This window comes from Pedobacter sp. 05T44 (assembly GCF_056395985.1).
In genome coordinates this window covers 364528-386231 of the sequence record NZ_JBFTKO010000003.1, presented here as the reverse complement: position 1 = coordinate 386231, position 21704 = coordinate 364528, and the positions used below count along the sequence as shown (strand labels likewise).

Below are 21704 nucleotides of genomic sequence, written 5' to 3'. Positions count from 1 at the left end.
AGCCCTAATTTCTATTTGAGTTCCTGATGAAAGGGATGCAGAAGTCTAAATCGAGATATGAGTCTAAACTCTGAGGAACGAATAGTTTACTTCTGCTTCCTTCTCATTCTAAATTATCAAAAACAAATCTAAAGGACGATAGGAGAGATGACGACGGCCCTTTTGTATTTTTAACATGCCGCTTAAACTTTATCGTACCTAAGCACATAGTGACGGTACAAATGACTAATCCGAAATAGTTGCTCTGCAATGAATAGCAGCACTACTAAAGGCAGCAGTAATTCCATACGGTCCGACTTCCAGAAAACATAGATAAATACAGTTAACAGGCGGGTATACTCTAGGTAGTAAATCCATTTTCTTTGTTCCATTAAGGCTCCGCAGTTAATCAATGTAAGCAGAACAAACATAACAATAAACAACTTATCTACGGTCTCAAAGTAGGGATATAAGCCGGTAATGAACGTTAACAGAATTACGCTGACAATTATTTGTATGTTTAAATAACCTCTGAATTTAAAACGATAAGAAGAGGATGCTTTGTGCTGCAGGTATCTCTTTTCAAGCATTGGCCTGATTTCCTGATCCAGTCTGGAAGGGTGACCAAAGATGATTTTTAATTTGGTCTTTACCTCGGGTACCTTTTTACACGCCGCTAAAATTTCGAGGTAGTAATGGAAGTGCTGCCATAAGAAACTATAACTTTTTACAGGATGTGTAAGGCCATACTTAGGTGGTTCCTCTTCCCTTTGGAATGTTCCAAAGATTTTGTCCCAGAAAACGAATACATCTCCATAGTTCTTATCAAGATATTTCTCATCGCTGGCATGGTGAACCCCATGAATGGAAGGTGTAACCAGAATATATTCCAGCCAGCCTAAATTTCTGATCAGCTGAGTATGGGTAAAGAAGGAATAGGCCCCATGAACAACAAGAATAGCGATCACCATGGTAGGATGAAATCCCAGCAGCGGTATAACGCACCAAAAAAGATTTCTGATCAGGGCTTGAAAAACGGTAATCCTGGCGGATACTGTAAAGTTAAATTCTTCGCTTTGATGATGTACGATATGGGCTGCCCAAAGGATATTTACCTCATGACCGAGTCTATGGTACCAATACCAAACAAGATCTGTAACCAGGATCAGTAATACCCATACCCACCAAACATTGGGTATGCTGAAAAGTGCATAGTTGGTGTAAATCCAAAAGAACAAGCTGCAGAAACTTGCTGATATAAAGAGATTGAGAAGCCTTTCGGCAATACCTATACTGAGGTTGGAAATGGAACTTTCATATTTGAACAAATGCGCCTTTTTTAGCTTTACAGCGATCCCATACTCTAAAAAAAGAAACACAAAAAAAGCTGGGATAGCAAAGGCTAAATAGTTAAAATGACTAATCATAATTTAATTCCTCTTAGCCAAATGTAAATAAATACTACTAAATTAGTAGTATTTATTTTAAACTATATTTTAACGAACCATTCAGTTTCCTTATGCAAGGTTTATACATTCCAAAATTGTATATCTATTGTTTTGCCATTGTGTAACGATTGTTTAAGCGTTGTATGAACCCTAATAATAGCTTAATTATCAGTGCTTTAGAGGTAGCCTTTTTTTGAGGTTAAGCAGGCCAATATCAAGGATTAAAATTTATTTTAATAAAGTCTAGTAAATTAGTAGTTTTTATTTATACATTTGCGACTCAATAGTTGTTCTTGTAATTTACTTATCCAGAAAGACAGAGGGAAAGGCCCTACGACGTCTTAGCAACCTGTACCAGCTTTGCTTGTAAAAGGTGCTAATTCCTGCTCCGCTAATGCGGAGAAAGATAAAATGGTAAAGAGTTGTACCTCTTCTGCATAAGCTGACATCACAGAATGATTAATTATAAACGATTAATTAAAAAAGAGGAGGAAGAAATGAGAATTTATCTAGACAATGCTGCAACCACCCAACTGGACAAAGAGGTTTATAAGGAAATTATCCCTTACCTGTTAGAGTATTTTGGCAATCCATCATCACATCATGAAGATGGAAGGATTGTAAAAAGCGCTATTGAAAATGCCAGAAATACCATAGCCGATCTTTTAAATGCTGCGCCTAATGAAATTATTTTTACAAGTGGCGGTACTGAGGCCGACAACACAGCTATATTATCAAGCGTGTATTCTGAGCAGGTTAAACATGTAATTACTACTCCATTTGAGCATCATGCAGTTCTGCATACATTAGAAGCACTTAAAAAGCGTGGCGAGATAAGCCTAAGCTTTATAAATACGGATGATAGGGGAAACCTTGATGTTGAACATTTACAGCAACTATTAAAAAATAAGGAACGCTCATTGGTATCGGTAATGCATGCCAATAACGAAATCGGGAATTTAAACAACATTGAATTAATTGGCGAGCTCTGTTGTAGCAGCAACGCTATTTTTCATTCAGATACGGTTCAGACCATTGGACACTATCGCCATGATCTGTCAAAATTGAAAGCACATTTTATAGCTGCATCAGCACATAAATTTCATGGGCCAAAAGGTGTAGGATTTATTTACTGTAAAAATGGGATCCAGCTTTCCAAGCTAATCCATGGCGGATCTCAGGAACGCAGGCTACGTGCAGGAACTGAAAATATTCATGGAATTATTGGCCTGGCAAAAGCTTTGGAAATTGCATATCGTGATATTGATGAACACGCAAGGTATATACAGAAACTAAAAGACAGGATGATCTTTAAATTGAAGGCCGAAATTGAAGGGGTACAGTTTAATGGAAATTCGGGTGATGCGGATAAGAGCCTTTACACCGTTTTAAGTGTTAGCCTGCCACAACATGAAGGTGCTGATGACTTACTGGGATATCTGGACCTGAATAATATTTCTGTGTCTGGAGGAAGTGCCTGCTCTACAGGGTCGGCATCGCATGTGCTCAAAGCAATTAATGCAGATCCATCCCGTCATACGGTTCGCTTTTCATTTAGTAAGTATAATACCATAGAAGAAATAGATTACACCGTTGAAAGGCTCGCTGCAATTTATAATGTGGTAACCATATAATGTGCTTAATGGTAAAAATTAACATCCTGGCTGTGTAGATTGCGTGGCTTTATGCAATGGTGGAAAGTTCATTCAGCTCGCTTTCTGCAACACGCCGGGATGTTAATTAATAAACGTTTAACAATATACAATAACGGCCAATAGAAGGGCCAATTATAACATAAAAAATAAATACTACTAAATTGGTAGATTTTTTTTGAATTGTTATTTCTAAGCATTACCTTTACATCAATCTAATAAAGCTCCACCCCTTAGTAGATGATTTTTATTGCCAACATCTAGTAACTCCACCATTAATAGATGATTTATAAAGTTTTCTAAAAAATGATTTTTAGAAATATAAATTAACTAGTGATATGAAAAATTTAAAATTCTGTTGTTGTATGTGCATGTAGTTTCTACAGCATTCCCTGATTGATTTTCTTGAATTTATTCGTCAGAATCTAATAGCCAGGCTATTGAGGCAGGAATCGTTATGCCCAAAATTCTCTTAAACAACCTAAAAAACCCTATACAATGAACTTAAAAGATTATCTATTTAAAGCTAAATGCCTGTCGGCAGGTATTTTATTGAGTGGTGCAGCACTTGCAGGAACTAAACCTGAACCTGCAAAATTTATTAAAGAAGGCGTATGGCGCGGCGTATTTACCGTAAGCGAATCGCAGGTTCCCTTTAATTTCGAACTAAAAGGAAAAGACCCTCAGCATGCAGTGTTTACCCTTTTAAATGGCACGCGTCGCGATGATTTCCATGTACAGCTAATTGGCAAAGACTCCATATTCGTTAAAATGAACACCTATGATGCTGCTTTAGTAGCCAAAATAGAAGATGATGGAAGGCTAACTGGCGAATACAGAAGTTTGGTGCCTAATTTTAGAGGAAATGCACTTCCTTTTACTGCAGAATATGGCAAGGCATATCGCTTTGTTGAGCCGGGAAAAGACGTGAAGCCAAAAGCAGATTTAAGCGGTAAATGGGAGCTTAAGCTTTATAGTAAAGAAGCAGTTCCGGCTTCTATTGCCGTATTAAAGCAATCGGGCAATAAACTTACCGGCGTGATAATGACCGTTGTTGGCGATAGCCGCGAAATTGAAGGTACTGTACAAGGTGATGAATTTGCTTTATCTGGTTTTACAGGCCCTAGCCCTTTCATTATTAAAGGAAAAATAAATGAAGATGGAACCCTTTCCGGAGAGCAGGGTTTTGGAATTTATAAGAACATCAAATTTGATGCAACCAAAAACAATGTTGCCGATTTACCAGATCCTTATAAACTAACGTTTTTAAAGGAAGGATATAAAAAGCTTGACTTTACTTTTCCTGATTTGAACGGTAAATCTGTCTCGCTAAGCGATGACAAGTATAAAGGCAAGGTAGTTATTGTAGAGATTATTGGTACCTGGTGCCCTAACTGTACAGATCAGACAGTGTTTTTGTCGCCATGGTTTAATAAAAACCAAAAGCGTGGTGTAGAAGCCATAGCAATAGGCTTTGAACAGAAAGACAGTTTGGAGTATGCTAAATATACGCTGGGAAAACTGAGAGATAAATATGATATCAAGTATGACATACTTTTTGGTGGCCTTGCCGATAAAAAGTTGGTAGCTCAAAAACTCCCTGCACTTAACAAGTTCATTGCTTTTCCTACTACTATAATCATAGACAGAAAAGGTGAGGTAAGAGAAATTTATACCGGATATACTGGTACTGTAACAGGTAAGTATTACGATGATTATGAGAAGAAATTTAATAAAGTGCTAGACGAATTATTGGCTGAACCTGAACCAACGGCACAAGCCACGGATACAAGTAACACCTTAAAAGGTAAATAATAGTATAACCATAAAACTTAAACGATGAATAAGCGCAATTTTTTTAAAGAATTATTATTACTCTCCCTGGGCTTGCTTTTAGGCGTATCTGTATGGGCCTTAGATAAGAACCATGCGGGGAAAGTAATTAAAGAGGGAGTTTGGCGTGGTGTTTTTAATGTTAGTGAAACTCAGGTACCATTTAATTTCGAATTTAAAGGGAAAGATCTGGAGCACGGTACATTTACACTATTAAATGGAACCAGACGCGATGATTTCCATGTAACCCGGCTGGGTAAGGATTCGATTTTTATTAAAATGAATACCTATGATGCAGCACTTGTTGCCAAAATAGAAGATGATGGAACACTAAGTGGAGAGTACCGAAGTCTGGTGCCGGGTTTTAGAGGTAACTCGTTACCATTTACAGCAGAACATGGTAAGAATTACCGCTTTGTTGAACCTGGTAAGGACGTTGCACCGGTTGCAAACATTAGTGGTAAATGGGAACTGAAGTTTTATTCTAAAGAGCAGGTTCCTAATAAGGTGGCCTTGTTAAAGCAAAATGGAAACAAACTTACCGGTGTAATTTTACAGGTTACTGGCGATAGTCGTGAATTGGAAGGCACCGTACAAGGCGATGAATTTGTTTTGTCGGGTTTTACGGGTCCAAGCCCTAAAATTTATAAAGGTAAAATTAATGCTGATGGCACAATCAGCGGTGTAATATCGGCAGGGATTTACGACAATACCAAGTTTGATGGGGTAAAGGATGATAAGGCTGAATTGCCCGATCCATATAAGCTTACCTTTTTAAAGGAAGGGTATAAAAAGCTTGACTTTACTTTTCCTGATCTGACAGGTAAACCTGTATCCTTAAGTGATGATAAATACAAAGGTAAAGTGGTTATTGTTGAGATCGTTGGTACCTGGTGCCCTAACTGTACTGATCAGACTATATTTCTTTCGCCATGGTTTAATAAAAATCAAAAGCGTGGCGTAGAGGCTATTGCTATTGGTTTTGAGCAAAAAGATAGCTTGCAATATGCACAGTATACACTTGGTAAATTAAGAGACAAGTATGATGTTAAATATGACATTTTATTTGGTGGCCTTGCAGATAAAAAGGTGGTATCCCAGAAACTGCCTGCGCTGAACAAATTCATTGCTTTTCCAACTACCATAATTATAGATAGAAAAGGTGAAGTGCGCGAGATCTATACAGGATATACGGGCACAGTAACCGGTAAATACTATAAAGAGTACGAAAAGAAGTTTAATGATCTGTTGGATGTACTGATTGCAGAAGAAGTGCCTTCGAATGCATCAGCAAAATCTAATGATACTTTAAAAGGAAAATAATAGAAATCCCTCCCCCTGGTGCAGACTAAGGTTTGTACCAGGGGATTTAAAACCACTAAATAATTAAACAAAGAATATGAAATTAATACTAACTCTTTCTGCAATTACTGCAACTTCATTATTGGTTCTTACAGGAGCTGTAAAACCAACAAACGCTAACAAAACAATTTTATCTGCTAAAAAAATGGTGCCTGGAAAAGGCGCTGTTGTTAAAGCATTGGTGTTTAAAGTCGACAATGAAGGCAGTAAATTAACCTGGCTGGCAAAAAAGGCTACAGGCGAACATAGTGGATCTGTTAAAGTAAGCAACGGTAGTTTTACAGTAGAGAATAATACTTTAAAAGCGGGGAGCTTTGACATTGATACCCGTACCATAACCAATGCTGACCTTACTGATGAAAGTGCAAATGCAAAATTGGTTGGACACCTTAAAAGTGAGGACTTTTTTAGTGCAGAGAAGTTTCCTAAAGCAAATTTTGTAATCAGCTCTGCCACCAAAACTACAGGCAACCAGTACAATGTTAAGGGCAAACTAACCATTAAAGGGATAACCAACGATGTGAGTTTCCCGGCAACAATTGCAGTAAATGGTAAAAAGTTAACTGCTAATGCCAAGATAACTATAGACCGTACCAAATACGACATTAAGTTCCGCTCTAAAAACTTCTTCGAAAACCTTGGCGATAAAGTGATCTATGATGATTTTGATATCGACGTGGCACTAGTAGCCAATGCTCAATAATTGCATGACTTTACAATAATCATGAAAAAAAGAAATACCATACTTATACTGATAGCCTTTGTTTTCCTGTTGATAACCCAGTTAAGTTTCATGTCGGGTAGCGACGAGATACAGACCCGGGAGCAACTTGGCAGTAAGCTGTTTTTTGATAACATATTATCGAAAGACCGGACAATTAATTGTTCGTCGTGCCACAGACCGGAATTTGCTTTTGCTGATACTGCAGTATTTAGTAAAGGTATTGGAGGAAAACTTACATCCCGGAATTCTCCGGGATTAACCAACTTATCTGGCCGTACTCATTTTTTTTGGGATGGCCGTGCCTCATCGCTTGAGGAACAGGCTTTAGGGCCAATAACATCGCCTGATGAAATGGGCTTAACCATTGATGAGGCAATTGAACGACTTAATAACGATAAATTCTATGCAGACGCTTTTAAAAAAGTATTTAAAACAGCGCCAAATAAAGATAATTTGTTGAAAGCACTGGCTGCTTTTGAACGGACGCTGGAAACAAACAATAGCCCTTATGACCGATATATAAATGGAGATGACAACGCCATGTCAGAAGCCGCTATACGCGGACGACTTCTGTTTATAGGTAAGGGGAATTGTAACAACTGTCATTCAGGTGAAGATTTTACAGCCGATAGGTTTAAAAATATCGGCTTGTATAACGGAAAAACTTTGAATGATGCCGGCCGGTTCAGCATAACAAAGGACAGTACTGTATTGGGAGAGTTTAAAATACCCGGTTTACGTAATGTGGCATTAACAGCTCCATACATGCATAACGGCAAATTTAAAACTTTACGAAGCGTAGTAGAATACTACAACAATCCGTCGGTAGTGGTTAAAGATGGTATTAACAGGGATTTATCATTGGATAAACCCTTGAATCTATCAGGCCAGGAAATGGATGATATTGTAGCTTTTCTGGGTGCGCTTACCGACGACAGGTTCCTGTTGAACAAGTAAAAACATATAACTGACAAAATGTAATATATGCTTAAATGCATGTAGGGGGTATCCTTTTGTCTAAACTTAACTAAATCATAATGAAAAAAATTATACCGGTACTGTTGTTCTTTAGCTTTTTTTATGGGCAAAATTTATATGCGCAAAGGCGCATAATCAAGGGGGTAGTTACCTCAGCAGACGATAATTTGCCTATACCCGGAGTTTCGGTAAGGGTAAAAGGGCTTGATGACGGGCCTGCCACAAAAGAGGATGGAAGTTACCAGGTTACTATTAAGAATGGTCGGATATTGATCTTTTCTTACATCGGATATGAAACACAAGAGGCAGAAATTGATGGCAAGGAGGTGATAAATATTAGTCTTAAGCCTTCATCAAGCTCACTGAGTGAGGTAAATATTGTTGGTTCAAACAATGCAAACAGAACTAAGCTTACCTCAGCAAACCCTGTAGATATTATTGATATAAAGGCACTTCAGGAATCGGCACCGCAGGTAACCGTTACCCAATTATTGCAGTATGTATCCCCATCATTCCACTCCTCTGTTTCAGGTGGGGGAGATGCCGCTTCGGCAACATCAACAGCGCAGCTTAGGGGGCTTGGTGTAGATCAGTTATTGGTATTGATTAATGGAAAAAGAAGACATAAAAGTTCAAACATCAGCTGGGGTGGATTAGGGAATGGAGCAACGGGCTATGATCTTAATTCCATTCCGACAGGATCTATTGAAAGAATTGAAATACTGCGTGATGGTGCTGCGGCCCAATATGGTTCTGATGCTATTGCCGGCGTTATTAATATAGTTTTAAAGAAAAGTACTGATCAGCTGTCGCTCAGCTCAACTGCAAGTGCGCGCAGACGGGGAGATGGATTAACCACAAGGACCAGCAGTAATTATGGGGTTAAGCTAGGAAATAAAGGCGGCTTTTTGAACGTAACCGGAGAGTTTGCTACCCAGGCAGTATCATTGCCTGTTGGAAACGATGATGCAGGCTTATATATAGGGCCTGCCTATGGTGGTGGTGCCAATACAAGGGGATTTGATCAGATCTATACAAAAGAAATTGATGATGCCATAATAGCCAGCAGAGGTATTGACAGGCATTATTTTGATCAGCGTGGCAGTACAAATAAAGCCATAGATGGATTACTTTTCTTTAATGCTTCTGTTCCTTTAAAGGAAGATGTGGAGTTGTACTCATTTGGAGGTATTAGCCACCGTAATTCACAGTTTACAGCGGTGTACCGTTTGCCGGGTTGGACTGAGCGCAACAATACCTTTATATATCCCGATGGGTTTTTACCGGCAATGGATAACATCATTTCTGATAAGTCGTTTGCCCTGGGCGTAAAAGCAAAGGTAAAAGACTGGAAAGTTGACATTTCAAATGTGTATGGCATTAATGATTTTGGGAATGTGATCAGCAACTCTTTGAACGCAAGTTTGGGCCAGCGTACACCCCGTAAGTTTGATGCAGGTAGTTATAACGCCAGCCAGAATACAACCAGTCTGGATTTTAGTCGCTATTTTGAAAAAGTGCTAAAAGGGCTTAATGTGGCATTTGGCGGTCAATACCGTGTAGAGAGCTATCAGATCATTGCTGGTGAGGAAGCCTCATATTCAAAAGGAGATTTGAGGGCAATTTATGGAGTAGATACAACAGCGGGTGGTATTCCTTATACCACTTCTTTAGGGTTAACGCCACTAAACGGCCTATCGCCAGGTTCGCAGATCCATGCAGGTTTTCGCCCATCGAATGAGGTGAACGTAAACCGATCTATTTCTGCAGGGTATTTAGATTTGGAGTTAAATGTTACTTCAAAATGGTTACTTTCTGGTGCGGTACGTGTCGAGAATTATTCAGATTTTGGAAGTGTGTTTACTTATAAAGGTGCAACACGCTATAGTGTTACCGACTGGCTTGGGGTAAGAGGATCAATAAACACTGGATTTAGGGCGCCTGACCTTGCGCAGTTTTATTATACTGAAACCTCTACAACTTTTCAAAATGGCGTAGCCATAGATCAGGTTACCGCAAACAATGTAAATCCGGCTACAAAAGCATTGGGGATTCCGGAACTAAAAGCAGAAAGATCTAAGGGATATACGGCCGGTTTAACCGCATCGCCAATACCAAATGTGGAACTTACTGTAGATGCATACCAGATTGATATTAAAGACAGAGTTGGTAATACCGGGCGCTTTTCGGCAACTGATACCAATTTGCCTGCCGATGTTAGGGCCTTATTTGTACAAACAGGTACCATACAGGCAAAGTTTTTTTACAATTCATTTAGCACCAGTACAAAGGGTATTGAGCTAACCGGAAGCTACAAGTTCCTGTTCAATAATGGGGCAAATGCTACTTTCCTTGCCAGTGCAAACTTTTTAGATACTAAGCTGACCAAAGTAAATACACCAAAAGGATTGGAAGCTTACCGATATATAATTTTTGATGAATCGGAGAAAGCAAGGGTAACAAACAATATCCCATCGAAGAAAATAACCTTGCAGGGAACTTATAACCTTGATAAGTTTAATTTTTTAGTGCGGGCAGTGTATTTTGGATCGGTAACATCGGTATCCCAGCTTAATGCTAACTTCCCTAAACCAGATTACTACTATCAGGTTTTTAGTCCGATCTGGATAGCAGATATATCTGCGGGATATAGAATAACCCCTACCATACAGGCAACTGTGGGTGCCAATAACTTATTCAATGTTCTGGGTGATTATAGTATTCCTGCGCCAGGAAGCAATATTACACGCAATCCGGGCCCAGGTGGTACACAAGCTGGAACAAATACAGGTATACAGCCATTTGTAAGATTATCGGCTAAGTTCTAATTATAAAATACAGAGATCATGAAATTTTTAAATATAAAGTTCGCAGGGATATTGGGTGTAATTGCTATCGTGTCTACATCCTGCAAAAAAACGGAATACCTGGATTCGGATAATGCCGACAGGCCACCTCTAAGTGCTAAAGTTAAACTGGTAAATGCATTGTCTATTACAGCACCTATTAACTTTCTTGACTTTACAAGGCAGATAAATACCACTTTGATTGTTCATAATGCGGCAACCAATTATGTGGACACCCAATATGGAAAAGTACAATACAATACTACCGAGGGGAGTAACACGAGCTATAAATCATCATATGTATTTGGAGGGAGTGCCACTTTTGTACAGGAAACTGATAAAGCTTCTTTTGCAGCTCCTAATGGTCCTATTGCGAGCTATTATCATACTTTATTCGCGGTTGCCAAACGTAAGCCCAGTAAATTGAATCCTGGAAATAGGGATAGTCTGGTATTGGTGTATGATGATTTAACAGCGCCGGTTTCTGGTAAGGCAAAAGTGCGGTTTGCAAACTTTTCTCCTGATGCACCGAATGTAGATTTAGTTTTAGTAGGTAGTGGTGCAGTTTTTTCAAATGTTGCATATGGCAATTTTGGCGATCAGACCATTATAACCTATGATGCAAATGGGAAGGCTCCGGCCACCATACCGGGTTTGAGTTGGAAAACGCTTGGCCCCTTTAAGGAAATTGATGCTGTTGCATCTAAGAATCTTGAGGTTAAGAACAATACGACTCAGGCAGTATTACCTATTGCAGGCAGTGGGTTATCTAACATAACTTTTGAGGCCGGAAAGATATACACCATCTTTATAAATGGAAGCCCTGGCGGAGCCGGGCTAAGTGCAACCATAATTACACATAGCAAGTAACATTGGTTAAAGCAGTCGAAATGACGGAGTGTGCTAGTGCACTCCGTCATTGCTATGTTACAATTGAAATCTAAGATTAAAGTAAAATAACGGTTTAACCTGGGTTCGGGCTGTTTTATAAAGTAGTATATGCCTAAATTTATAAAGAATTAATACTTTATATATGAACCCCCTGATTGTAGCCACAGATTTTTCGGAAGTAGCTGAGAACGCTGTAGAATATGCCGCTGCCATTGCCAAACATAATAATGCAAAGCTTATCCTTTACAATTCTTTTGTAATTCCTACTCATGCTGCAAATACCCTTTTGCCGGCAGCCAGCATACAAAAATTGATAACGGATAATGAGATTCGCTTAATTGAAAGAGCACTATCTCTATCTATCGATTACGATATAGAGGTAGAACATGAATCAAACCTCTCCTTTGTTCAGGAGGCGCTGAAAAGCTTAATAGACAAGCATCAGGCTGCCCTGGTGGTATTGGGGATGAATACTAAAACTTTGGAGCAGGATCTTTGGGGTAACACCACAACATCGGCAATTAAGAAACTCAATCTGCCGGTTATGGCTGTTCCGCTGGGAGCCAGGTTTGAGGGCACCAAAAATGTGCTTTTTGCTTGTGATGTGTTGCGAGGTATATCAGAAAAAGTACTTGCCAATATTAAAGAACTGGCAATAGCACTGAACGCCGAGGTTGAAGTTTTTAATGTAAGTCAGAAGGTTGAAGAATTAAAAACACTAAACGCTTCTTTACCGGAAGTAAGTGCCATTGATGATGGACTTGAAGGCATTTCTTACTATTATAAGAACGTAAATTCCAATGCGGTGATCAAGGAAATAGAAAAAGAAATTATCGATTTCAGAGCTGATCTATTGATTATGGTGCCAAAAAAATATGGATTCTGGGCTTCTATTATTCACCGGAGTAAAACACGCATAATGGCTTCAGGATTAAAAATACCCTTGCTTTCGCTCCCAATTTCCTAAGTTGAATCAGAATTTTTTTATGCTTATCATTGCCGCTTCAAATGAAGTATATAATTCTGTTTTTAATTGTTGCAAGCCATAGTCTGTGCTTTGGACAATTCACAAAGGTTAAGCGTGTTGTTGATGGTGATACTTTCGTAACTGAATCAGGCGAGCGGGTAAGGTTAATAGGTATAAATGCGCCTGAAATGAAGGATTTTTATGGCATTGAAGCAAAGGAACACTTAGCAGAGCTGATTGAAGGAAGAGATATTGAACTAACAAGAGACCATAAGTCAAAAGACAGAGACAGATACTCGAGATTGTTGAGATATGTTGTGCTTAGTGGAGTGGATATAAATGAGCAAATGATCCGTGAAGGATATGCTTACGCTTTACTTAAGTTTCGTTTTGACCGAGCTGCGGTGTACACTGATGCTGAAGCCGAAGCAAAAGATCAGTTGCTGGGAATGTGGAAGTATACTGAAGCCGAAAGAAACGAACCCCAAAATATTCCAGTAACTACTCCTATAAGCAACATTACCCAAATAGACCTATATGAGAACCGCTATGTAATTGGTGGGCTTGTTATAATGTTCATTATTCTGGGTATTAATTATCGTTTAAGAGCTTAGTGATCGAGATTTATTTGTCAGGCATACAACTAACAGGATAATTTAAGATTGTTTAATTAAGGAACAAACATGCCTTTTTTAATACCTCGTTTAAAGAACAAGTAGATTAATTTTCTGAAAAGCGATTTTGACATATTCTTTTTGCCTGAAAATTCATATTTTTAGTAACATTTATTGCGTGAAAGCATCATACACAAGATAAATTCGTAACAAAAACAAACTATTATTTCATATGAAAAGAACCATTACACTGCTCACGCTAGTATTATTCTTGGCAGGGGGCGCTTTTGCCCAAAAAAAGAAGAAAAAAGAGCTTGCCGCTGATTCGCTAAAAAAAGCGATGGCCAAGCCTGCTAAACCAACAATAAATGACAAAATAAAATCAAGTAAAAAGATTGACGGTCTTTTTTCGATGTATAGAGATACCGTAACGGGTAGCCTTCAGATGTATATTAAGAAAGATCAGTTAGGCAAGAATTACATTTATCAAAGTTTCTCGATGGGTGGGCCAACAACTTTGTTTCTTAACCAAAATATGATCAGAACTACCTGGTTGTTTTATATCCAGAAATCTGATGATAAAATTGAGCTTCTTCAAAAGAATACTAATTTTTACTACGATAAGGCAAATCCGGTAAGTAAATCAGCAGATGTTGACGTATCAGATGCAGTTTTTTATAGTGATAAGGTAGCTGCACAAGATTCTTTAGGCTACCTGATTGCTGTAGACGGTCTTTTTCTTGGAGACAAACTGGATCCCGTTAAACCGGTTTTTCCTCCAACTTTGCCTCCGGGGGCTGTATTTAATCTTGGAAACCTAAATACCTCTAAATCAAAGTACCAAAAGATACGCTCATTCCCGGGAAATACAGACGTAGTTGTGGAACTTGCTTATGATAACCCTGTGCCTTTAAACGGGGGAGGAAAAGACATTACTGATGCCCGCTATGTAAGGGTTAAAATGCAGCATTCTTTTCTTGAAGTTCCTAAGAATGATTTCCGCGCCCGTCGTGATGATCCAAGGGTAGGTTATTTTGGATCCGAAGTAGATAACCTGACTTCTTTATCACCTGCACCATATAAAGATTTTATTAGCCGCTGGAACCTTAAAAAGAAAGATCCGTCGGCGGCATTAAGCGAGCCGGTAGAACCAATTGTATTTTGGATTGAGAATACTACCCCGCTAGAGTATCGCCCGATTATAAAAGAGGCAGGTGAGAAATGGAACGAAGCATTTGAGAAAGCGGGTTTCAAGAATGCTGTTGTAATGAAAGAAATGCCTGATACGGCTAGCTGGGACCCGGCAGATATTGCTTACAACGTAATCCGTTGGGTGTCTTCGGCATATCCTTCTTATGGTGCAATAGGCCCAAGTTTTTATAACCCATTAACTGGCCAGATTTTAGGCGCCGACATTACTGTTGAATGGCGCTCTGGAGCAGGTACAATTATTACAGACGATCTTTATAACGGTGGAAATTCTGCTTTAAAGCTGCCTTGGGAAAATCCTATTGAGGCTGCTTCTTTAAAATCAGGTCAAGGGCATAGTTTCGATAAAAACCATATGGCTTCTTGTACATTGGCCCAGGAGCTAAGTATGCAGTATCAGACTGGTTTAACAGCAATTGAAGCGTTGGATGCTGATGTTCCAGAAGCAAAAAGAGCAGAAACTGTCCGTGAAATGCACAAACAATTCTTATACTATCTTATCATGCACGAAATGGGACATACGCTTGGACTTAATCACAATATGAAAGCCAGTCAAATGTTAACCCCTGCTCAAATGAATGATGTAGCGCTTACCCGTAAAATTGGATTGCAAGGATCTGTAATGGATTATCCTGCTATTAACGTAAGCAGCGATCGTAGTAAACAAGGTGATTATTATACCACTAAAGCGGGTCCATATGATTTATGGGCAATAGAGTATGGCTATACTCCATTTAGCGAGTCGGAAGAAGAGGCCGGACTAAATAAGATTTTAAGCCGCAGTACAGATCCACAGCTTGCATTTGGTAATGATGCAGATGACATGAGAAGCCCTGGAGGTGGTATCGATCCAAGAGTGAATGTTAATGATCAGACTAATGACATGGTTGCTTACGGAGAGGATAGGTTTAAATTGATTAACACAATGATGCCAAAGCTGAAGTCTCGTTTTAGCAGAACTGGTCAGAGCTATCAGGAGTTACGCTTACGCTATCAGCAGCTTAACGGACAACGTGCAAGTATTGCAGCGGCGATAAGCCGTTTCGTTGGCGGTGTTTATGTAGATAGAAGTTTTGTGGGACAGAAAACTACTGTTGCCCCATTTACGCCTGTTCCTGTTGCTTATCAAAAAAAGGCAATGGCACTGTTGGGTAAATATGTGTTTGCTCCTAATGCTTTTGATGCAGATAGCCCACTATTCCCTTATCTTCAAATTCAGAGACGTGGATTTGGATTTTTTGGAAGTAACGAGGACTTTAAGCCTCAGAATACATTCATGTCTATACAGTTAAGTACGCTTGCCCAAATTCTACATCCAAATACGTTGACGAGAATAAACAATAGTGGGCTTTATGGTAACACATATTCTGTAGCAAGTGTAATGAACGATTTGGCGAATGATATTTTTGCTGCAGATCTTAAATCGAATGTGAATCTATTCCGTCAAAACCTACAGACTGAATTTATAAAAGCTTCAGCAAGCATCGTTTCTTCACCTGGCGGATATGATAATGCAAGTAAAGCTGCGGCATTATCTACCTTAAAAAAGGTAAAAACCCAGCTTGGTGGTGCGGTTTCAACAAATGAACAAACTAAAGCTCACCGTACAAACCTGACTTTTTTAATTGATAAAGCTTTGGCAGTTAAATAAATTTGTAATTGCTTTAATAAAGAAGCCTGCGCCGATATCGGTGCAGGCTTCTTTATTAAATTTGGTCATTGATCTTCAATACAGCATTGTCCAATTCTCCTGCCGAGATTTCTAGAAAATTAACTAAGCCCGTAAGGGTCTCCTGGTCGCCAATTGAATCCTTTAATAAAGGGATAAGTCCTAGCAGATTAGATAGAGGTCGTCTTACTTCGTGAGAGTTGTGCCAGGCAATTTCTCTAAGCTTTTCATTCTGAGCTACGAGCTGCTCTTCATGTTTTACTCTTACATCTATATCCTGCATTGCTCCAAGCATTCTAAGCGGGTTGCCGGAATCATCGAAGATTAGATAGCCGCGATCAAAAACATGTTTGTAACTGCCATCCTGACAAAGGTATCTGTATTCTGCTTTCCACTTGTTCCCTTTTGTTTTTATGATTTTCTCAAATTCATAAATGATACGGGCCTGATCGTCGGGATGTACCCGGGACATAGCCCAGAAGGAATTGTGAATAACCTCATTGTCTTCATGCCCAAAGATCTCTTTATACCCACTCATCCAGGTTAATTTGTCATTGGCTATGTCATAATCCCATATCACATCATTGGTGGCCCTGGTAACCGTATTGTATAGGAGGACTTGATCGTTTAACTGTTTCTCATGTGCAATAAGTTCATTTTTATATCTTCTTTCTGTATTTAAAAGGCTACTATAATGGTAGTTTAAGCCTATTACTGCCGCTATAGCAGTGCCAATTAAAAATATAAAGTTTTTAAGGTAGTATAAGTTCCTTAAATCAGTTGCCGGGTATTGCCGATCAAGCCAACCGATAAATTGCGAACCTATAAGTAGCCATGTTCCACCTAAAATTAGATAAGTGATGACGATTCTGATTAGTGCGTTGTTTTTCAAAATAATTAGAGCTGATTTATTGTAAATTTACATTTTTAGCCTTATGAATCAATTCGCATTAATAACAGGAGCAAGTAAAGGAATAGGACGGTCAATAGCCATTTCGTTAGCCAAAAGAAAGTTTAATCTTTTACTTGTGGCAAGGTCGGCTCCTGAACTTAATGCACTTAAACTGGAACTTTCCAGCCAGTATAATGTTAGTGTGGAAGTTTTCGCATTAGATCTGTCTGTACACGGAGCTGCAAAGCGCGTAACGGAATGGTGTACTGACAATGCTTTTCCTGTCTCAGCCCTTGTTAATAATGCTGGTTTTGGCGTTTGGGGCAAATTTGAAAGCCTTTCTATAGATGAACAGTTAAATATGTTACAACTTAATGTAACGGCACTCACCGAACTTACTTATTATATGCTTCCAATTTTAAGACAAAACCAGCAAGGTTATGTGCTTAATGTTTCTAGTACGGCAGCGTATCAGGCAGTGCCTACATTGGCGATGTATGCGGCGTCTAAATCATATGTTTTGTCGTTTAGCAGGGCCATTAGATATGAACTAAAAGATTCATCCATATCAGTAACGTGTATTAGTCCGGGGCCTGTTGGAACTGGTTTTGCCGAGAGGGCAGGACTCTCAGTTATTAACGATATCGCCGAAAAATTTAATATGGATGCAGATGTTGTTGCGGAGATTGCAGTTAAAGCGATGTTAAATCGGAAAGCAGAAGTAATACCTGGTTTCACTAATATTATATCGGCATATGCGAATAGAGTCTTACCAAAATCACTTATTGAGAAGATAACAGCCGGCATCTATAAAATCAAATAATCCGGAATCAGAAAATATTTTTTAAAAATAAATGCTTGGTATTCAATATATTTTATATGTTTGTAAAATAAACTACTAAACACATAGACTATGTCTATTAAAACAGGTAACAACTTTTCATTAAATCACTCCATGGCAATGCTTCAGATGATGAAGCCCATGCAGTGTTGTTGCTGTTAATTTCTTAGGGTCGCATGCACCCACCTCTGATTTCAAATATTACCTTCTTTTAATTTTTTATAAAATATACCTATGGCAACTTCATATCCAAAGTTTTCATTAGCTGAAACTTTAACCGCTGAGCAGAAAGACTTTTTTAATACAAACGGCTTTATTCATTTCAAAAACTTTATAACACCTCAAACTGTAAAATCAATTGTAGATGCTTCTCTGGAAGTGCAAAAAAAATGGTTAGAAAAGGATGTAAGTAAAGTTAATGGCGTTCCAATTAAATATGGACGTGATCTCGATGGCTCTTCTATAGTACAACGATTTGCATTTATTAACCAGCATCATTCGGCCTTTAGTGGTCTTTTACTTGATCCAAGACTAAATGGTTTACTTGAACTTGCTGGTGCAGGTGCCAGATTAGGCGACAGTGAAAAAGACGGAATGGTTTTTAATCATTATGTAAATGGCCCGGATAGTAAATTCACAAAAATGGGGTGGCACACTGATGGCTTAAGAGATGTTTTTTATGGGCAAAAGCTAAATCCAATGCTTAATGTGGGAATACATCTGAATAATCTGGAACCTGAAAATGGAGGTTTAAGAATAATTCCAGGTACGCACAAGCAAGGACTTTATCAAATGCTTTTCAGAAAAAAATATTTTCTTGACCACGATGAAGATGCTGAAGAAATTGCAGTAGTACCTGAGGTGGGCGATCTTACTATCCACGATGGAAGATTATGGCATCGTGTTGCACAATCTACAGTAATTGGTGAGCAAAGTCGTAGAAGGGTAATTTACATTCCAATTATTGCAGGCAAATATGCTCCTAAAAATGAAAATAGTCCAACCGTGTTTTACCAGCGTTTTGCAGGTATTGTTAAATAAGTAGTCATGTTATTCTTAATCATCATAAATTATTTGATAAGGTCGGGCCGACTGGATAAGCCTATTTTGTTTGTAAAAACGGTATATAAAAGAAGCATCGCAAGATAGATTGCAATCGTATTTTATTCTTATGTTTACTATAAAGTAAATGTTAATTTGATCTCAAATGAAAAGAATATTATTGCTGCTTACCATTGTTGTTACTCTTGGATCTTTTACCAAGAAGGAAATTACATGGACTGCTATTGGTGACTCCATTACCTATTTAAATGAACATCAGGACGAAACGGGTAACCGGGTTACCAGCGGTTACATGACCAGGGTGGTAAGCAAGTTGCCTAATATTCGTTACATTAATCAGGGCCATAATGGTTGGACAGCTGTTGGTATTGCCAAGGAAATCGAAAATCTTGGCCTCCAGAAATCCGATGTATATTCAGTTTTTTTAGGTACAAACGATTGGTGGTCAGGCCAACCATTAGGAACTTTAAATGACTATATCAATAGCACTGGTCTCAAAACAGTTTACGGTTCGTATCGCATCATTATTAACAAGCTTAAAACCCTTAATCCTGATGCCAAAATTATTCTGATTACTCCAATGCAACGTGTAGATTTTGTATACATAGCAAATAGTAATAATAACGCATGGGGCTCTTATAAGGAGAAAAAGGGACAGATGCTATCGCAGTTTGCAGATGCTGTTAATGAAATTGGCCGTCATGAACATTATAAAGTAGTGGACTTATATAATAAAAGTGGCATGGAGTTAAAAACCCTGGTAAAGTATAAAAGATTAAAAGATCCTGAAACAGGAGCTTATAAGAATTATAGCTATCCTGATTTTAAGGATATTCCTTTTAATCCTGATACTGATGAATACCCTTATCCGATAGAAGCAAGTGACAATACTTTCGATGGCTTACATCCCTCAGATAAAGGTTATCAGATCATAGCGGATATGCTAGTTAAAATCATGAAGAAATATTAAAAGGCCAATTTATTGTTTAGAAGCTATTAACTCGTTAGTTAGCCTGTCTGTTTTCTGGCAAACAAAGTTTTCAAAGCTTATGTTTTCGATCTTATTAGCTATATAAGTATGTGAATCTGCAGTACCACTTAATTTTAAAGTCGATTCTCCTTTAAGAATGGTATACATGCTGTTTGCATTGGTTCTTACGTTGGCGGTAGCATTATCATTTAAAAAGATTTGCAAGCAAGTAAGATTAAGTTCACCTCTGGTAACTACTGATGCATTACCTGATGCCTGAATTCTGTTTAAATCTTTTACTGTAACTATAATGGTAACAGGATACCTATCGGTAGAATTGATTAGTAGATTATAACCTTTTCTGGCGATTGTGGTTTTCGAGGAATTATAGTATTCGTCAATTCTGACTTCTTCCTCCGAGCCTTTCACTAAAATGACTTTTACATTTCCACTAATAACAACCTTGTTAAACGTAATAGTGCCTGTTTTAAATGAAAGTAGTTGAGTACTGGGATTTGCAGCAAAAGTTGAGATAGCGGAAGATGTTAAAATGATTGCTGTAAACGCAGAAGCAAATAGAGTTTTTGTAAGGGTTTTCATGACGGTGTGTATTTAAGATTCTTTGATTATTTATCAATAAGATGCTTCCGTCAATAAAAAAGTTGCACAGCTATTATCTGTTTTATACCATGGGGCATTAAAATACGACGAACGGTCAAAAGGAATCGACCAACTAGAAAAGAAAATTATAGAATTGTTTGCGACCAGAAATGGTTTAAAATAAGAAAAGGGGATAGGCCTTTCGACTTACCCCCTTTAAATTAACGCTCTCGGGGGCAAATGTAATAAATGTTTAAACACTTATTTATCATGGAATTGTCATCAGTTAAATACTGTTAAAATTTTACCCGTCTCTACAGAATGTATTAGTTTCGTTTATAAATGGAAAATGTAATGCTAAGAAGTTCTATCTTTTTGTTTTTCATGTTGTTATGTCAGGGTGTTTTTGCGCAGCTAATAAAAGGTAAAGTAATAGATATCCAAACAGAACGCCCGCTCGGCGGTATTTCAATACAATTAAAATATGCAAAAAAGATAAGTAGCGCTACTGGTGATTTTTCATTAATTGCCTCTGCAGCAGATACTGTATGGTTTTCAGGAATAGGCTATGAAAGAAGATATGTTCTTGTAAAAGATTGGAAGTCTCCTCTAATGACAATTGGACTTAAGCCAACTTCTTTAGACCTTGAAGAAGTTGTTATTTTTGGTCAACGGAATCACAAAGCAGATTCACTAAAACTAAGGAAAGATTTTGCAAGAGAGTTCAATTATAAACCTATTGGTATTAAAGATGTTTTTATAAATTCTTATCAACCCAGGGGCCGGTTTGAGTTTGTAAAGATTGACGTATTGCAATTGGTAAGGTTATTAGGGCGAAAAAATGATATTCAGAATAAGCTAAAGAAAAGACTTCATGAAGATGAAAAACAGGCTTACATAGATTCAAGATTTGGAAAGTCTTTTGTTTCATCGCTTACTAAGCTCGAGAGCGATTCTCTTGATTTATTTATAGAACGATACAGGCCTACTAAAGAAGAGTTATTGGAGCTATCTGATTACAATTTGATGTTGAAGATCAAGTCGGATTTGAAGACGTTTAAAGAAAAGAAGAACTAAACCTTAAAAATAAGGCACAAAAAAAAGGTAGTCTTATCCAAGCACTACCTCTTTTTAACCAAATATAAACCCAGTATGAACGGGATCTTT

At 38.1% G+C, this 21704-nt stretch carries 17 protein-coding genes and 1 riboswitch; of the genes, 14 read left to right on the top strand and 3 right to left on the bottom strand.

Going from position 1 to position 21704, the window contains the following annotated elements; all coding sequences use genetic code 11:
- Nucleotides 1-182: 182 nt before the first annotated feature.
- Nucleotides 183-1406, bottom strand: a complete 1224-nt coding sequence (locus AC1DDK_RS08590; protein ID WP_337717279.1) for a sterol desaturase family protein — start codon at nucleotides 1404-1406, stop codon at nucleotides 183-185.
- 322 nt (nucleotides 1407-1728) lie between these two features.
- Nucleotides 1729-1840: riboswitch (SAM riboswitch) on the top strand.
- A gap of 84 nt (nucleotides 1841-1924) precedes the next feature.
- On the opposite strand from AC1DDK_RS08590, the gene AC1DDK_RS08585 reads away from it, so the two are divergent.
- From AC1DDK_RS08585 to AC1DDK_RS08540, 10 genes are all read left to right on the top strand, one after another.
- On the top strand, nucleotides 1925-3061 hold the full coding sequence (locus AC1DDK_RS08585; protein ID WP_337717277.1) for a cysteine desulfurase family protein: 1137 nt from the start codon (nucleotides 1925-1927) through the stop codon (nucleotides 3059-3061).
- Between the two features lie 516 nt (nucleotides 3062-3577).
- The gene (locus tag AC1DDK_RS08580) at nucleotides 3578-4894 is read left to right on the top strand and encodes a peroxiredoxin family protein (protein ID WP_172661637.1); all 1317 of its coding nucleotides are present in this window, start codon (nucleotides 3578-3580) and stop codon (nucleotides 4892-4894) included.
- Nucleotides 4895-4918: 24 nt separating this feature from the next.
- Nucleotides 4919-6235 (top strand): peroxiredoxin family protein, encoded by a 1317-nt coding sequence (locus tag AC1DDK_RS08575; protein WP_288881873.1) that lies wholly within the window; start codon nucleotides 4919-4921, stop codon nucleotides 6233-6235.
- 76 nt (nucleotides 6236-6311) lie between these two features.
- Nucleotides 6312-6977: a YceI family protein gene (locus AC1DDK_RS08570; protein WP_172661636.1), complete on the top strand. Its 666-nt coding sequence runs from the start codon at nucleotides 6312-6314 to the stop codon at nucleotides 6975-6977.
- 21 nt (nucleotides 6978-6998) lie between these two features.
- Entirely contained in the window at nucleotides 6999-7955 is a 957-nt protein-coding gene (locus tag AC1DDK_RS08565; RefSeq protein WP_172661635.1) for a cytochrome-c peroxidase, read from the top strand.
- Nucleotides 7956-8035: 80 nt separating this feature from the next.
- Complete coding sequence (locus AC1DDK_RS08560; RefSeq protein WP_337717275.1) at nucleotides 8036-10804, top strand: TonB-dependent receptor; 2769 nt, start codon at nucleotides 8036-8038, stop codon at nucleotides 10802-10804.
- 18 nt (nucleotides 10805-10822) lie between these two features.
- A complete protein-coding gene (locus AC1DDK_RS08555; protein WP_172661633.1) occupies nucleotides 10823-11692 on the top strand; it encodes a DUF4397 domain-containing protein in 870 nt (289 codons plus the stop codon).
- Between the two features lie 163 nt (nucleotides 11693-11855).
- Nucleotides 11856-12680, top strand: coding sequence for a universal stress protein (locus AC1DDK_RS08550; protein WP_172661632.1), 825 nt, complete (start codon nucleotides 11856-11858; stop codon nucleotides 12678-12680).
- A gap of 41 nt (nucleotides 12681-12721) precedes the next feature.
- Complete coding sequence (locus tag AC1DDK_RS08545; RefSeq protein WP_288881884.1) at nucleotides 12722-13294, top strand: thermonuclease family protein; 573 nt, start codon at nucleotides 12722-12724, stop codon at nucleotides 13292-13294.
- 232 nt (nucleotides 13295-13526) lie between these two features.
- Nucleotides 13527-16154, top strand: a complete 2628-nt coding sequence (locus AC1DDK_RS08540) for a zinc-dependent metalloprotease (RefSeq protein ID WP_337717273.1) — start codon at nucleotides 13527-13529, stop codon at nucleotides 16152-16154.
- A 55-nt stretch (nucleotides 16155-16209) separates the two neighbouring features.
- Here AC1DDK_RS08540 and AC1DDK_RS08535 read toward each other — a convergent pair whose 3' ends face one another.
- Nucleotides 16210-17064: a PAS domain-containing protein gene (locus tag AC1DDK_RS08535; RefSeq protein WP_288881888.1), complete on the bottom strand. Its 855-nt coding sequence runs from the start codon at nucleotides 17062-17064 to the stop codon at nucleotides 16210-16212.
- Nucleotides 17065-17107: 43 nt separating this feature from the next.
- Between AC1DDK_RS08535 and AC1DDK_RS08530 the strand changes: the two genes are divergently transcribed.
- From AC1DDK_RS08530 to AC1DDK_RS08520, 3 genes are all read left to right on the top strand, one after another.
- Nucleotides 17108-17887, top strand: a complete 780-nt coding sequence (locus AC1DDK_RS08530) for an SDR family NAD(P)-dependent oxidoreductase (protein ID WP_172661628.1) — start codon at nucleotides 17108-17110, stop codon at nucleotides 17885-17887.
- A gap of 252 nt (nucleotides 17888-18139) precedes the next feature.
- Nucleotides 18140-18946, top strand: coding sequence for a phytanoyl-CoA dioxygenase family protein (locus tag AC1DDK_RS08525; RefSeq protein ID WP_337717271.1), 807 nt, complete (start codon nucleotides 18140-18142; stop codon nucleotides 18944-18946).
- A gap of 166 nt (nucleotides 18947-19112) precedes the next feature.
- Nucleotides 19113-19937 (top strand): SGNH/GDSL hydrolase family protein, encoded by an 825-nt coding sequence (locus AC1DDK_RS08520; RefSeq protein WP_337717269.1) that lies wholly within the window; start codon nucleotides 19113-19115, stop codon nucleotides 19935-19937.
- A gap of 9 nt (nucleotides 19938-19946) precedes the next feature.
- Here the strand turns inward: AC1DDK_RS08520 and AC1DDK_RS08515 are convergent, their stop codons facing one another.
- On the bottom strand, nucleotides 19947-20537 hold the full coding sequence (locus AC1DDK_RS08515) for a GIN domain-containing protein (RefSeq protein WP_337717267.1): 591 nt from the start codon (nucleotides 20535-20537) through the stop codon (nucleotides 19947-19949).
- A gap of 354 nt (nucleotides 20538-20891) precedes the next feature.
- Between AC1DDK_RS08515 and AC1DDK_RS08510 the strand changes: the two genes are divergently transcribed.
- Nucleotides 20892-21614 carry a peptidase associated/transthyretin-like domain-containing protein gene (locus AC1DDK_RS08510; RefSeq protein ID WP_337717265.1) on the top strand — a complete coding sequence of 241 codons (723 nt, stop codon included), beginning with the start codon at nucleotides 20892-20894 and terminating at the stop codon, nucleotides 21612-21614.
- Nucleotides 21615-21704 lie beyond the last annotated feature (90 nt).